The sequence below is a fragment of the Succinatimonas hippei YIT 12066 genome, from assembly GCF_000188195.1.
Classification (GTDB): Bacteria; Pseudomonadota; Gammaproteobacteria; order Enterobacterales; family Succinivibrionaceae; genus Succinatimonas; species Succinatimonas hippei.
The window spans coordinates 1-14,018 of sequence record NZ_GL831014.1 but is presented as its reverse complement, the minus strand read 5'-3'; the positions used below and the strand labels follow the sequence as shown (position 1 = coordinate 14,018).

The 14,018-nt window shown below is 43.0% G+C and carries 14 protein-coding genes; 5 read left to right on the top strand and 9 right to left on the bottom strand.

What is annotated here, in order from left to right; all coding sequences use genetic code 11:
• Positions 1–68: 68 nt before the first annotated feature.
• Positions 69–1,571, bottom strand: coding sequence for a DMT family transporter (locus tag HMPREF9444_RS06470; protein ID WP_009143603.1), 1,503 nt, complete (start codon positions 1,569–1,571; stop codon positions 69–71).
• A 24-nt stretch (positions 1,572–1,595) separates the two neighbouring features.
• Positions 1,596–2,072 (bottom strand): FxsA family protein, encoded by a 477-nt coding sequence (locus HMPREF9444_RS06465; RefSeq protein WP_009143602.1) that lies wholly within the window; start codon positions 2,070–2,072, stop codon positions 1,596–1,598.
• A 99-nt stretch (positions 2,073–2,171) separates the two neighbouring features.
• On the opposite strand from HMPREF9444_RS06465, the gene dsbD reads away from it, so the two are divergent.
• Positions 2,172–3,848, top strand: coding sequence for a protein-disulfide reductase DsbD (gene dsbD, locus HMPREF9444_RS06460; protein ID WP_040909350.1), 1,677 nt, complete (start codon positions 2,172–2,174; stop codon positions 3,846–3,848).
• Positions 3,849–3,934: 86 nt separating this feature from the next.
• On the opposite strand, the gene HMPREF9444_RS06455 is transcribed toward dsbD, so the two are convergent.
• From HMPREF9444_RS06455 to glyA, 7 genes are all read right to left on the bottom strand, one after another.
• Complete coding sequence (locus HMPREF9444_RS06455; RefSeq protein ID WP_040909349.1) at positions 3,935–4,690, bottom strand: FKBP-type peptidyl-prolyl cis-trans isomerase; 756 nt, start codon at positions 4,688–4,690, stop codon at positions 3,935–3,937.
• Between the two features lie 104 nt (positions 4,691–4,794).
• Positions 4,795–5,754, bottom strand: coding sequence for a thiamine-phosphate kinase (gene thiL, locus HMPREF9444_RS06450; protein ID WP_009143599.1), 960 nt, complete (start codon positions 5,752–5,754; stop codon positions 4,795–4,797).
• A 2-nt stretch (positions 5,755–5,756) separates the two neighbouring features.
• A complete protein-coding gene (gene nusB / locus HMPREF9444_RS06445; RefSeq protein WP_009143598.1) occupies positions 5,757–6,188 on the bottom strand; it encodes a transcription antitermination factor NusB in 432 nt (143 codons plus the stop codon).
• Positions 6,189–6,211: 23 nt separating this feature from the next.
• Positions 6,212–6,676 carry a 6,7-dimethyl-8-ribityllumazine synthase gene (gene ribH / locus HMPREF9444_RS06440; protein WP_040909354.1) on the bottom strand — a complete coding sequence of 155 codons (465 nt, stop codon included), beginning with the start codon at positions 6,674–6,676 and terminating at the stop codon, positions 6,212–6,214.
• A 42-nt stretch (positions 6,677–6,718) separates the two neighbouring features.
• Positions 6,719–7,390 carry a riboflavin synthase gene (locus HMPREF9444_RS06435; RefSeq protein WP_009143596.1) on the bottom strand — a complete coding sequence of 224 codons (672 nt, stop codon included), beginning with the start codon at positions 7,388–7,390 and terminating at the stop codon, positions 6,719–6,721.
• A gap of 12 nt (positions 7,391–7,402) precedes the next feature.
• Positions 7,403–8,536 carry a bifunctional diaminohydroxyphosphoribosylaminopyrimidine deaminase/5-amino-6-(5-phosphoribosylamino)uracil reductase RibD gene (gene ribD, locus HMPREF9444_RS06430; protein ID WP_267902413.1) on the bottom strand — a complete coding sequence of 378 codons (1,134 nt, stop codon included), beginning with the start codon at positions 8,534–8,536 and terminating at the stop codon, positions 7,403–7,405.
• A gap of 6 nt (positions 8,537–8,542) precedes the next feature.
• Entirely contained in the window at positions 8,543–9,799 is a 1,257-nt protein-coding gene (gene glyA, locus HMPREF9444_RS06425; protein ID WP_040909348.1) for a serine hydroxymethyltransferase, read from the bottom strand.
• Positions 9,800–10,130: 331 nt separating this feature from the next.
• On the opposite strand from glyA, the gene aroQ reads away from it, so the two are divergent.
• From aroQ to sstT, 4 genes are all read left to right on the top strand, one after another.
• Positions 10,131–10,574, top strand: coding sequence for a type II 3-dehydroquinate dehydratase (aroQ, locus tag HMPREF9444_RS06420; RefSeq protein WP_040909347.1), 444 nt, complete (start codon positions 10,131–10,133; stop codon positions 10,572–10,574).
• Between the two features lie 53 nt (positions 10,575–10,627).
• Positions 10,628–11,104 carry an acetyl-CoA carboxylase biotin carboxyl carrier protein gene (accB, locus tag HMPREF9444_RS06415; protein WP_040909353.1) on the top strand — a complete coding sequence of 159 codons (477 nt, stop codon included), beginning with the start codon at positions 10,628–10,630 and terminating at the stop codon, positions 11,102–11,104.
• A gap of 58 nt (positions 11,105–11,162) precedes the next feature.
• A complete protein-coding gene (gene accC, locus HMPREF9444_RS06410; protein ID WP_009143590.1) occupies positions 11,163–12,545 on the top strand; it encodes an acetyl-CoA carboxylase biotin carboxylase subunit in 1,383 nt (460 codons plus the stop codon).
• 149 nt (positions 12,546–12,694) lie between these two features.
• A complete protein-coding gene (gene sstT / locus HMPREF9444_RS06405) occupies positions 12,695–13,927 on the top strand; it encodes a serine/threonine transporter SstT (protein ID WP_198002765.1) in 1,233 nt (410 codons plus the stop codon).
• The last annotated feature ends 91 nt before the right edge of the window (positions 13,928–14,018 follow it).

The following is a 14,018-nucleotide window of genomic DNA, read 5'->3' as shown; positions in this document are numbered from 1 at the left end:
AGGCTAAACGACAATAGCAGTATTGTTGTTTAGCTGTAGGATCTCCGGTCTTTAGACCGGTGAGGATGTCAATTACGCTTAAACTTACCTAAAAACCATTTTTTTAATACGTTGCAAGCTGAAAATTCCTGCATTTCCTGCTGCAAAATCTCGGCTTGAATACGCAATTCTTCATCACCTTTATCAATACTTTTAACAAAATCTCCGGCGCTTTCGTTCAATTCATCTTTTGCACCTGCGTTTTCAACCCAATTTTTTCTGCCAAGTTCACGCATTAAACCGGCGACATCCTGAGCATTTCCCGCTCCGGCATATATCCTAGTATCAGACTTGGACGATAAATTGGAGATCTTATCTTTAAAGGATTGATCTTCTTTTAAAACTGATTTTCCTAAAGATACAGTGCTTTCTGCCTTACTGTCTGCATCATCATTTATGTTTGGCGCCGCTTTTTCTTTTAAAACAAAGAATTTATACAAAAACGCCACAGCATCTGCAGGAGCTTTTATAACATGATAACAAGCAATGAAAGTACGCTTAAATACTCCTTTTAGCTTTGTCGCAAAAGAGCGGTGCGGCAAAGCAGGAACCTCTTTTCCTGAAGCCTTGGCGCGATAATGCTCGGCAAGATCCGGAAATCTTTCGACCAAATTCTCGGGGGCTTTCTTTTCTTCGCTTTTTAACTGAACTTTAGCTCGAACCGTGACGACAACCCCTGAAATAATCAAAAGTCCGCCAACAATCTGCGACAATAAAATCTCCTCACCAAGAAAAGTAACACCGATTATCGCTCCGGTTAACGGTACAAGATACACGAATACTCCGGCTTTGCTGGCACCGACTTTTGCCACGGCAAAGTTCCAGGTAACGAACGCAAACACGCCTGAAGCTAAAAGCAAATATAAAAATCCGTATACCGCTTGAGCATTTACTTGCCAAACCTCCAAAGTTCCGGTCGCAAAGCCGATGATAAAACATAAAAGCCCGCCGAAAAGTCCGTTCCATGCCGTAAGAGCAGTTGCCGACAATCGGCTTTTTTGCGCCTTCCATCCTAAAATCACGTAACAGGACCAGGCAATTTCACAAGCGACAATTAAAAGATCACCGATGTTAAACCCCATATTTATGAGAACATCAAGCGATCCCTTGGTCACAATACATAAAGCTCCGCAGCATGAAATGAAAATACCAACCCATCCGCGCCGACTTAATCTTTCTCCGACAAACAAAAATGCCAAAATAGTTGTGGCCGTAGGCCCGATACTTTCAATCAATGCCGTGTTAGTCGCCGTGGTATAGTGAAGGCCGGTAAAGAGCAAACCGTTATGTACGGTAATACCCATAAATCCCATAAAAATCAAAAAGGGAATAAACTTTTTATCCGGGCGAAAAGCTTTCTTTTGTCCGGTAATAAACAACCATGAAAACAAGATACCGGCCGTCAAAACAAATCTGAGCCCGGTAATAAGAAGCGGCGACATGGAGGTAGATAAAATCTTACCGCATGCAGGAGTCGCACCCCAGACAAGACATACTGCAACTAATGCAAGATAGTATTTTGCCTGTGCCATATTTCACCTTTAAAAAATTAACTGCTAAGTTTTTTTAGAAAAATCTTTATCTTCTGTCTTACCCAAAAGAGAATTATCCTCTTTTATTTCAGTAAATTCACCATCAATCACATCCCCGTCACCTTTTTTAGATGCAGATGTAAAATCTCCGTAATAAGTAAAATTGCCAAACACTTTGCTCTTTATAAAAAATCTCTTAGCTAAAAATTTCTGCACTGCAGGAATTAACAGCAGCAAGCCGAGCAAATCCGACACGAATCCGGGGAAGATAAACATAACCCCGGCAAGCGGCAGCCAAATCAAAGAAGCACTGATTTTAGGCTCATGATGCAAAGCATCCATCAGCATTTTTAAACGCACTCTAATTAAAAAGATGCCCAAAACCATCATGGTAAACATTAGTGAAACGGTCGTTATGGCACCTAAATATGACCCCACTTTAATCAACACCAAAATCTCTATAACAAAAAGTGCGAGAATAAACAGAACGGCTCGTGGCATAATTACTCCTTAGTAAGCGATGCTAAATTATCACAAAGTTATTATTTAAAAATGTCATTACCGAAAATTATCTTTGCTTTGCTACATAGGCTGTGTTTTTTGAGCCTATTCTTATTTTCCGTCGCCTCTTTTGCAAAAGACGATCTTATCCCCGACAATCTTTTATCTGCATTAAATGAGGCAGGCTTCAGCACCCAACAAAAATCTCCGTTTAAAGTCTCGGAACATTTAAACGGCAACACTTTAAATCTTTCAATCATACTTGATGATAGCGCCTATATTTATAAAGACTCACTAAGCCTAAGCGTAACAAATGAAGGGGAAGCTTATTTTGCAAAAATTCCGCAAGCTGTAAAACATACGGATTTTCAAGGAGAGCATGAAGTATTTTTCAACCGAGCCGATCTTGAAGCCTTAATCGTCAAAAGTACTGAAGGCGCAACTTTATCCTTTTCCTTTCAAGGCTGTGACGGAGCAGGGATCTGTTATCCTCCGCAAACTATAACCGTCACCTTACCCAAAATAGATCCTGTTTTAGAAAATTCACCTGATGAATATGTAAGTGAAAAAGCCCAAACTACTGAGGATAAATTAAGCAACGCTTTAAGTTCAGATTTTATATTCGGCCTTCTATTGTGCTTTATCCTCGGTATCGGACTTGATCTTACACCCTGCGTCCTGCCGATGCTGCCGATTTTTTCTGCAATGATTGCAGGGCAAAGCACCAAGAAAAATCAAAAAAATATTGCTGCAAACTGCGCTTACCTTTCAGGGCTATGCCTTACTTACACTTTAGTCGGGCTGTTATTTTCATATGCAGGAGCTTCTTTACACGGGATTTTGCAAAGCCCTTACATGGCATACGCGCTTGCGGCTTTTTTGTTTTTATGCGCCCTAGCCTGTGCCGGCTTTTTTACTTTAAGCATGCCGCAAAGCCTCAGTACCGGACTGCAAAATAAACTTGCCGCGCTTAATATGACAAGTACAATGTCAGCTTTTATTTTCGGACTGGTGTCAGCGCTTATAACGACTCCGTGTACCAGCGCCCCGCTTGCCGGAGCTTTGCTCTTTATCTTGAAAGAAGGAGATCTGTTAAAAGGAACGCTGGCCTTTTTCTGCATCGGACTCGGCATGGGAATGCCTTTATTTATCATTGGTGTTTTAGGCGGAAAATTTATCTTAAAAGCCCGCATTTTTTCTGCTCTTATCTATAAACTGATGGCTGTTCCGCTTATTCTGGCTGCTTTATATATCATTGACGGCTACTTAGGTCTTTACAAAAATTATCTTAAAACTGCAGTTTTCATTTTATTGTGCTGTTACTGTGCTTACGTTTTCTATAAAAATACCGCTTCTTTACTTCTTAAACGAATTGGAATTGCCCTATGCGCAGCCATAGCCGTTATGTGCCTGTCCTCAAATTATAACTATGAATACGGCACCGCCTTGCCTTTTACGGAAATCAAATCCCTAAATGAATTGAAAATAACTTCGGACAAAGCCTTACTAGTAGTCGGAGCTAAATGGTGCGCCAACTGCAGACAAATGGAAAAAGAAATTTTTATAAGTGATGAGTTTAAAAGGCTGACTTACAACATGCAGCTTTTCCATTTTGATATTACCGACAGCGCCTCGCCTCAAGTCAGGGAGCTTATGCAGCACTTTTCATTAATCGGCGTACCCTATACCGCCTTGCTTAATAATGACGGAGAAATAATCGTCGATGCAGTAGGCTATCTTGATTTTGACGAATTCAAAAAACGTTTTTTTAAATAAAAACTAAGAATTGTAAAAGGATTTTCGGGAAATGCTGACCTATCGTAAGATACGATAGGTCAGTAAAACTATAGATTTAAAGGCCGTTATTTTTTATCGGCAGCGTCCTTTTCAGGATGTTTTACTTCAACCAACTCAACATCAAAAACCAGTACGGAGTTAGGTTTAATCACATCACCGGCACCGGCTTCGCCGTAGGCTAAATCAGCCGGAATATAAAACTCATAATGAGCACCGGGTTTCATCAGCTGCAGACCTTCAACCCATCCGGGGATCATATTGGCAAGCGGGAAGTCGACAGGCTCTTTCTGCTCGTCAAAAACTTTTCCGTCAGTAGTGGTACCTTTATACTTAACGGAAATAGTGTCTCCAGACTTAGGAGCCTCGCCCTTGCCTTCCGTGATGACTTTATACTGAAGACCGCTTGCGGTAGTAACTACACCTTCTTTCTTGGCGTTTTCCTCAAGGAATTTCTTTCCGGCTTCAAGATTTGCAGCTGCTTCTTTTTTCATTTTATCTTCAAGAGCGGTCTGAACCTTCTTGTCAAGCTCGCGTAAAGTTGCTTCAATATCAGCACTTTCCAATGCGGTCTTATCATTTAAAGAATCAACGAAACCGGCAACAATATAATCATTGTTAAGTTCACCGATAAGATCGGTCTGAGTTTTCTGCATCTGATGAATATAAGTACCTAAAGATGCTCCGATAGAATAAGAAACCTTTTCCGTAAAGGGGCTGTCCTTAGTAACTTTAACCTCATCGGCGGCCTGCACTGTGCCGACGGCGAATACTGCCGCAGCAATAATTGATGCAACGGCGGATTTTTTACCTAAAGTAAACACATTAATCTCCAATCTGAAAATAATGATTAACTATAATCTTTTCTTAGTATCTTTCTCAAGGACAAAATTGACTTTTCTTAGCAAAGATAAGGATTCGGTCAGCACTAAAAATGCTCAAACGGCCTATTTGCCTTTACGTAGGGCTTGTTTTCAAAAAGCAAGTTAAGATTTTTATCCTTCGTAATTACGCCTATCGGTGTAATTTTCACCCGGTGACAAGCAGCGATTTTTTCAAGTAAAGAGATTTTTTTAGGATTTACCGTAAATAAAAGCTCATAATCACAACCGCCGAAAGCCGCCAGTTCAACTTTTTCCAACGCGGTTAAATTCACCTGATCAAATATCTCATCAAGCGGCAATTTATCTAAATTAAGCACGGCACCTACATTGCTTCTTTCAAGAATATGTCTTAAATCCCCTACCGTTCCGTCCGACACATCCAAAGCGCAGCGACATACGCGGCGCAGTGCTCTGGCAAAAACCGTTCGTGACGGAATAAGCTGAGCTTTTTTATGTACGATGGAGAAAAGATCAGAAGCAAGATTAAGCTCATGATAGCCCGCCTTAACAAAAAGACCGCCCATGCCTAAATTGCCTGAGACATAAATAATGTCACCGGGCTTTGCCAAATCGCGTCGCATGGCACAGCCTTTTGCTACATATCCGTATGCACTTATGGTTATCGATAAAGGCCCTTTTGAAGTATTACCGCCTATAAGCGCCATTTTCTCCTTGTCAGCCAAAGAAAAAAGTCCGCGGGAAAACTCACGCAAAAAAAGCTCATCTGAATCAGGCAAGGTTAAAGATAAAGTAAAAAAGGCCGGTCTTGCCCCCATTGACGCCAGATCTGAAATATTTACCAAAAGAGACTTATACCCTAAATAAAAAGGATCCTCTCCTTTAAAAAAGTGGATCCCTTCATTTAGCGTATCGGTTGTAATCGCAAGTTCGCTGTTTCTGTCAGGCGCTAATAAAGCGCAGTCATCACCTATACCTAAAGTAATGCCGCGCCCTTTATCGTGACCTGAAAAGAATTCTTTTATAAGTGCAAACTCACCTAACACTTTCAGTCTTTAATCACTCTTACTACTTTATCCAAAACGCCGTTAACGAATTTATGGCTATCCTGCTCGGCAAACTCTTTTGCAAGCATAATAGACTCATTAATCACGACGCGAAAAGGTATTTCCTGGCGATACAGCAGCTCAAACGTACCAAGACGCAAAATCGCCTTATCTACCTGATCAAGATCTTTAAGCGGTCTTGATAAAAACGGCTCATAAACTTCATCGATGTGCTCAAAGTTAGCAACAACGCCTGAAATCAAGTCATGCATATAATCAAGATCGGCCCCTTGAATCGGCTGATCTTCCAAAAACTGCCTTTCAATTTCGCCGGCACTCTGTCCAGTCATCTGCCACTGATAAATCGCCTGCATGGCAAAATGACGAGCCTTATGACGCATTGCCGGGCTTACTGCACCTTCTGTAGAATCCATTCTTTCTCCCAGGGAGTTATAAATTAAAGAGCTTTTAACACATTTGCCATTTCTAAAGCAGAAGCGGCGGCCTCCGACCCCTTATTACCGGCTTTGGAACCTGCGCGCTGAACGGCCTGCTCGATTGATTCGGTAGTCAAAACGCCGTTTGCAATCGGAGTTGCATATTTTAAAGTAACCTGGGTAATACCCTTAGCGCACTCATTGGCCACAACTTCAAAATGATAAGTAGATCCGCGAATAACGCAGCCTAAAGCAATCAAAGCATCGTACTTGTTAGAAGCGGCGAGTTTTTCCAATACTACCGGAATTTCAATCGCGCCCGGAACTCTTACCAAGGTTATATTTTCCTCAGGGACTTCGCCTTCTCTTTTTAAAGTATCAATGGCGCCTTCGACCAAACGCTCGCAAATAAAGCTGTTAAAGCGTGAAACGACGATTGCGAACTTTCCGTCGCGGCAAGGCTTGTTGCCCTCTATAACCTTAATTGACATAAAACCTCCGAAAATGAAAATTCGTTTGCTTAATTATTAAATAAAACCGTTTTGCATTAAAGTCTCAAATGACAAAGCCGAACTTTTTTCTTCTGCATTGCTTTGAGATTTTTGTCCTAAAACCAGCCGCTCAAGATAACGGGCCAGCACATCCACTTCAAGATTAACTTTGCTGCCCGTCTGCCAATTTTCAAAAGCCAAAACCGTCTGTGAATGCGGAATCAAAGTCAAACGAAAGCTGTCATCCGTTACCGAATTTACGGTAAGAGATGCTCCGTCAACGGCAATTGAACCTTTAAGCGCAATGTAACGCGACAGTTCAGGGGGATTTGAAACCCAGATATTAACCGCCTCTCCCAGCGGGGAAATGTCTTTTATTTCTCCGATGCCGTCAACATGCCCCTGAACGATATGTCCGCCCAAATGCGTGGCGGGAGTGCAAGGTAATTCAAGATTTAAACGCTGCCCTTGCTTATAAAATTTAAAACAAGTCATCGCAACCGTTTCAGCCGACACGTCGGCGGTGAAAAAGTCGTCTCCTACTGTCGTTGCTGTTAAGCAGACGCCGTTTGAAGCAACTGAATCACCTATTTTTACCCGTTCCTTTGCCTTGAATGAAGCCGGCGTCATTACTTTTACAAAAGCACCGTTTCCGCGTTTTTCAATTAAGGACAGAGTTCCTACAGCTTCAATAATTCCTGTGTACATAAAAGTATCGGCCTATGCTAATAAAGCGCGAACGAAAAAGTCCTTACCGCTTCTTTTAATCGTCAATATTTTATATGGTTTAAGGCAATCAAGCGAGCTTACTTCATCACATGCAAAAGCGGTTTTGGCATTTACCCCTAAAACTTTGGGTGCAACGAACAATGCAAGCTCGTCGGCAAGGCGTTCCTGCAAAAAAGATGCAACCAATGTCGGTCCGGCCTCAACTAAAACTTTGCGGCATTGTCTTTTTGACAGTTCGGATAAAACTGCGCTTATGCAAATTCTTCCTGCAAAATCACAAGGAGCATAGAAAATTTCAAGATGCTCGTTAATTTGTTCGGAGATATTTTTACTGTCTAAAGACGGACGCACGAGCAATACTTTTCCTTGAGAAAACATGACATAATCATCAGGATTAATACGCTGACGCGAATCAAGCACTACTCTTAAAGGCTGTTTTTCTTTATTAATATCGTATTTTTCAAACACCTTTGCAGACAATTCGTCATAGCGGACATTCAGCAGCGGATTATCAGCAATTACAGTTCCCGATCCGGTAATTATCGCATCGGATGCGGCACGCATTTTTTGTACGGTTTGACGAGACTTTTCCGAGGTTATCCATTTACTGCGGCCGTCAGACAGCGCTATTTTAGCGTCAAGCGACATGCCTATCTTAACGGTAACGTACGGAATATTTTTAACGATAGATTTAAAGAAAGCCCGATTTAGTTTTAAAGCTTTGTTCTCATATAAGCCGACATCCACTTCAATTCCTGCATCTTTTAAAATTTTAACGCCGCGGCCTGCCACCTGAGGATTGGGATCTCCGCAGGCAATTACCACGCGTTTAACACCGGCTTTAACCAACGCCTTGGCGCAAGGAGGAGTTCTGCCGTAATGAGAACACGGCTCTAAAGTAACATAGCAGGTAGCTCCGGCAACAGAAGATCCAGCGCTGCGCATTGCCATAATTTCGGCATGCGGCTCGCCTGCTTTATGATGATACCCCTCACCTATAATCATGCCGTTACGTACGATTACGCATCCGACAGCAGGATTCGGGGACGTAGTAAACTTGCCGCGAGCGGCAAGTTTTAAGGCTCTTTTCATAAAGAGCCTGTCATTTTCACTAAAGACCTTCAAGTCTTATTAATCCTTATATACCGGGAACTTGGCACACATAGCCTTAACTTTTTCGCGGCATGCGGCAATAACATTCTCGTCTTTGTAATTATCAAGGACGTCGCAAATGATATTGGCAAGTTCGCGAACCTCAGCCTCTTTAAAGCCGCGGCGAGTGCAGGCAGGAGTGCCCAAACGCAAGCCGGAAGTAATGAAAGGAGATCTCGGGTCATTAGGAACGCTGTTTTTATTAACGGTAATGTTAGCCTGACCCAAAGCGGTTTCTGCATCCTTACCGGTCATTTCCATTCCGATAAAATCCATAAGGAACAAGTGGTTGTGGGTACCGCCTGACACTACTTTGTAGCCGCGCTTCATTACCTCTTCGCACATGGCCTTTGCATTTGCCACTACCTGCTTTTGATACTCAACGTACCAAGGCTCCATTGCTTCTTTAAAGACAATAGCTTTTGCAGCGATTACATGCATTAAAGGACCGCCCTGAGAACCCGGGAAAATTGCCGAGTTGAGTTTCTTATAAATAGTCTCATCATGGCAGTTAGATAAAATAAATCCTGAGCGGGGACCGCCTAATGATTTATGAGTGGTTGAGGTTACAACGTGGGCATAATCGACGGGGCTCGGATAAACACCGGCTGCGACCAATCCGGCGACATGGGCCATATCAACCATGAGATAAGCACCTACTTCATCAGCTATCTCACGCATTTTCTTCCAATCAACGATGCCGGAATAAGCAGAGAAACCTGCAACTATTACCTTAGGCTTGCACTCCAGGGCCTTGGCTTTAATATCATCATAATCAAGCTCACCTGCAGCATTAACGCCGTACTGTACGGCATGATACATTTTGCCGGAGAAACTGACTGCTGCACCGTGGGTCAAGTGACCGCCGCAAGCTAAAGATAATCCTAAAATGGTATCGCCCGGATTGCATAAAGCCATATAAGCTGCAGCATTGGCCTGAGAACCCGCATGCGGCTGAACATTTGCATATTCGCATTTAAACAATTTGCAGGCACGATCAATAGCCAACTGCTCAACCTTATCAACATATTCGCAACCGCCGTAATAACGCTTATGCGGATAGCCTTCGGCATACTTATTGGTAAGCTGGGAACCTTGAGCTTCCATTACACAGCGGCTGGCGTAGTTTTCAGAAGCGATAAGTTCGATATGATCTTCCTGACGCTGATTTTCATCTGCAATTGCTTGCCATAACTCAGGATCATACGCGGCGATTGATTTTGCTTTATTCATAATGGACGATTACCTTTATAAACAAGAGGACTAAGCGGTATCGCTTAAAAAAGACGCGGCTATTTTAACATTTTTAAATTCTTCTTTGGGAAAAATAGAGACAGATCACTCTTTTTTAACAATGTAAGTCTTTGCCCGTCTTGTTTTCATATTCAGAAAATGCACACCGGTTCTTTTCTTTTTTAGACATCTCTCGAAAAATTACAAAAAAGCAGATAAATCCCTTATCCCAAACCCAAAATTTTTTCATTTTTTCAAAAAAAAACTCTTAAAAAAGTTCTAAAATCTCAAAAAATTGTTAAAATCTGTTTAAATTGGTTGTCGGAGTTTTAATTTGTCTAAGCCTTTTATTTTAGTGGTAAACGGCCCCAATCTTAATCTTTTGGGTACCCGTGAACCGCAGGTTTACGGACACGAGACTTTATCAGATCTCAATGCCCGTCTTGATGAAGTCGCTACAGAACTCAACGTCAGCATTGAGCACTTTCAGTCAAACCATGAAGGTGCCATCGTCGATAAAATTCAAAGCGTAATGGGTAAAGCGTCCTGCATTTTAATTAATGCCGGAGCATATACTCACACCAGTGTAGCAATTCGTGATGCTCTCTTAGGCACGGCCATTCCTTTTTTTGAAATTCATATATCGAACGTTCACGCCCGTGAAGAATTCAGACATCACTCCTATCTAAGCGATAAAGCCATCGGGGTTATTGTCGGTTTCGGTCTTGACGGATACGAGTTCGCTTTAAGAAAAGCAGCCCGGCTCGTCAATAAATAAGAATTTTTTTTCGTTGCTAAGCAACACAGTAATTTAGGTAATAGCACATGCAAATTGATATTCACAAAATAGCTAAGCTCATTGACCTCGTTTCAAATTCTGATATTGCAGAAATTAACTTAAAACAGGGTGATGAAGAGCTTAGTATTTCTCGTCAGTCTGCCACCGTTGTTCAGGCTCCGGTTCAAACCGTTGTAGCAGCTCCTGCTCCGGTAGCTGCCGTTTCTGCCCCTGCTCCTGCTGCAGCACCTGCAGCAGAAAGTACTCCTGCAGCCCCCGCTCCTGCAGCTTCAGGAAACAACGTAATGCGCTCTCCGATGGTCGGAACTTTCTACCGTTCGGCAAGCCCTAATGCCGCTCCTTTCGTTGAAGAAGGACAAACCGTCAAGGAAGGCGACACTTTGTGCATTATCGAAGCCATGAAGATGATGAACCAAATTCAAGCCGACAGATCAGGCACCATCAAGAAAATTTTGGTTGAAAACGGCGCTACCGTTGAATTTGATCAAGCTATTTTTGAGTTTGAATAAAAATTATAAAAACCTCCGATAATTTATCGGAGGTCTTTTTTCTTCAAGGTATTTATCTATGCAACTTGAAAAGGTTTTAATTGCAAATCGCGGCGAAATTGCCTTACGTATTTTGCGCGCCTGCCGTCAGCTGGGACTTAAAACCGTAGCAGTGCATTCAACCGCAGATCGTGATTTGATGCACGTAAAGCTTGCCGATGAAACAATCTGCATCGGCCCTGCTACCGCAAAAGACTCATATCTTAATATTCCTACTATTATTGCTGCGGCCGAAGCTACCGGTGCCAGCGCAATTCATCCCGGTTACGGGTTCCTGTCCGAAAATGCCGATTTTGCCGAGATGGTGGAAAAATCAGGATTTATTTTCATCGGACCGACTGCCGATACCATCCGTCTTATGGGTGATAAAGTATCTGCCAAAAAAGCCATGCAGCGCGCAGGGGTTCCGTGCGTTCCCGGTTCTGAAGGAGCATTAGGAGACGATTCCAAAGAAAACCATCGTCTTGCCAATGAAATCGGCTACCCTATCATAATTAAAGCAGCCGGTGGCGGCGGCGGACGCGGCATGCGCGTCGTCCGTTCCGATGCAGAGCTTGATGATGCTATCGCTCTCACCCGCCGTGAAGCGGATATGTTCTTTAACAATCCTGCCGTTTACATGGAAAAATTCCTTGAAAACCCGCGTCATATCGAATTCCAGGTACTATCCGACACTCACGGAAACGCTGTTTATTTAGGTGAACGCGACTGTTCCATGCAGCGCCGCAACCAAAAGGTTTTAGAAGAAGCTCCGGCTCCCTTTATCACCGCCGAACAGCGTAAATCTATCGGTGAACGCTGCGCCAAGGCATGCGTTGATATCGGATACCGCGGAGCAGGTACTTTTGAATTCTTATATGAAAACGGCGAGTTCTACTTTATCGAAATGAATACCCGTGTTCAGGTAGAACATCCGGTTACTGAAATGATCACAGGCATTGATATCGTCCGTGAAATGATTGCCGTATCAGCAGGCGCTCCTTTATCCGTCAAGCAAAAAGACATCAAGATAAAAGGCCATGCTTTTGAATGCCGTATCAATGCTGAAGATCCTAAGACTTTCCTGCCGTCTCCGGGTTTAATTGAGCGTCTGCATGTTCCGGGAGGCCCCGGTGTGCGTTGGGACAGCCATATTTATCAGTCATATCGCGTCCCTCCTTACTATGACTCATTAATCGGCAAACTCATCGTTCATGATGACAATCGTGAGCTTGCCATGGCAAGAGCTCTTGAAGCCTTGGACGAAATGGTAGTTGACGGAATTAAGACCAATATTCCTCTGCATAAGGATTTACTCACCGATCCGGTTGAAATCAAGGGCGGTGCCAGCATCCATTATCTTGAGGAAAAACTTGATCTTAATAAACCTGCAGCCACAAGTGATCCGGAAAAGGACGATTAATCAACTTCATATAAACGCCTCAGTTGCAAAAACCGAGGCGTTTTTCTTGTAACATGCTCTAAAACTGCTTTTTTATCTGATTTAAGAGAAGAAGGCGTATAATGCAGGCACCGTTTAAACAAAGGAAGGTCTAACTTATGTTACAACCGATAAGTCCCAGCAATCCTCTTGCTAAAATTTTCAACAAAGTTCCGTTCATCATGCAGGTAGTCATCGGCCTTATAGTCGGTATCATACTTGCTGCTATTTATCCCAACGACACCACTGTGATACCCACTTTAGGTGTTTTGTTCGTTTCAGCATTAAAAGCTATAGCCCCTCTTCTCGTGTTCGTATTGGTTTCAGCAGCCATTGCCCGTCACAACAAGGGTGTTAAAACCAATATGCGCCCTATTCTTGTTTATTATTTTGTTTCTATGGGCCTTGCTTCTCTTTTAGCTCTTATCATGAGCTATATATTCCCGAGCACCTTTAGTGAGCTTGCCAGTGCCGCCGACGGAGTAAACCCTCCGCAAGGTATTTCAGAAGTATTATTAAACTTCATAAAACAAGCCGTCGATAACCCGGTCAATGCTCTTTTAACCGGCAACTATGTCGCTATCCTGGTGTGGGGTATTGCCTTCGGTCTTTTATTCCGCGTCGCTCACGACCCGACTAAACTCGTTTTGGATGACTTAGCCGAAACCGTAGGCGGTGTAGTTCGTATGGTTATCCGTTTCGCACCTTTAGGCGTTATGGGTCTTGTTTATTCTTCCTGCACTGAAGCCGGCGGATTTAGCAACTTATTAAATTACGTACACGTAGTCGTAGTATTAGTTGCCACCATGCTCATAGTTGCTTTTGTCATCAACCCGATAATCGTTTTTGCCGCCACACGTAAAAATCCTTATCCACTGGTTTTAACTTCAATTGCCAACAGCGCCATTACAGCCTTCTTTACCCGCTCTTCTGCCGCCAACATTCCGGTTAATCTTGATCTGTGCGAAAAATTAGGTGTACCGCGCGAAACTTACTCTATTTCCATTCCTTTAGGCTGTACCATCAACATGTGCGGTGCGGCGGTCACCATCGTAATCATGACTATGGCAGCCGTCAACACTTTGGATATTCATGTTGACTTCGGTTCAGCGCTTCTCATGTGCATTGCAGCCGTATTATGCGCCTGCGGCACTTCGGGAATTGCCGGCGGCTCTTTAATGCTAATCCCGCTTGCCTGCTCAATTTTCGGTATCGGCAATGATATCGCCATGCAGGTCGTCGGTATCGGCTTTATCATCGGCGTTTTGCAAGATTCAACCGAAACAGCTTTAAACAGCTCATCTGACGTTGTCTTTACAGCTGCCGCCTGCGGTATCACCAACGGTATTAAAAATACCAAATAAACATTTTAGATCATAAAATTATGTGATATATGACGGTGCTTTTCAGCACCGTCTTTTGGGGGGTGCGGACAAAAAGTTGGACATGATTTTC

Bases quoted from the DNA above. Each gene is read 5' to 3' on its own strand.
- HMPREF9444_RS06435 (WP_009143596.1), bottom strand. From the start codon at position 7,390: ATGTACACAGGAATTATTGAAGCTGTAGGAACTCTGTCCTTAATTGAA.
- accC (WP_009143590.1), top strand. From the start codon at position 11,163: ATGCAACTTGAAAAGGTTTTAATTGCAAATCGCGGCGAAATTGCCTTA.
- HMPREF9444_RS06470 (WP_009143603.1), bottom strand. From the start codon at position 1,571: ATGGCACAGGCAAAATACTATCTTGCATTAGTTGCAGTATGTCTTGTC.
- nusB (WP_009143598.1), bottom strand. From the start codon at position 6,188: ATGGATTCTACAGAAGGTGCAGTAAGCCCGGCAATGCGTCATAAGGCT.
- HMPREF9444_RS06465 (WP_009143602.1), bottom strand. From the start codon at position 2,072: ATGCCACGAGCCGTTCTGTTTATTCTCGCACTTTTTGTTATAGAGATT.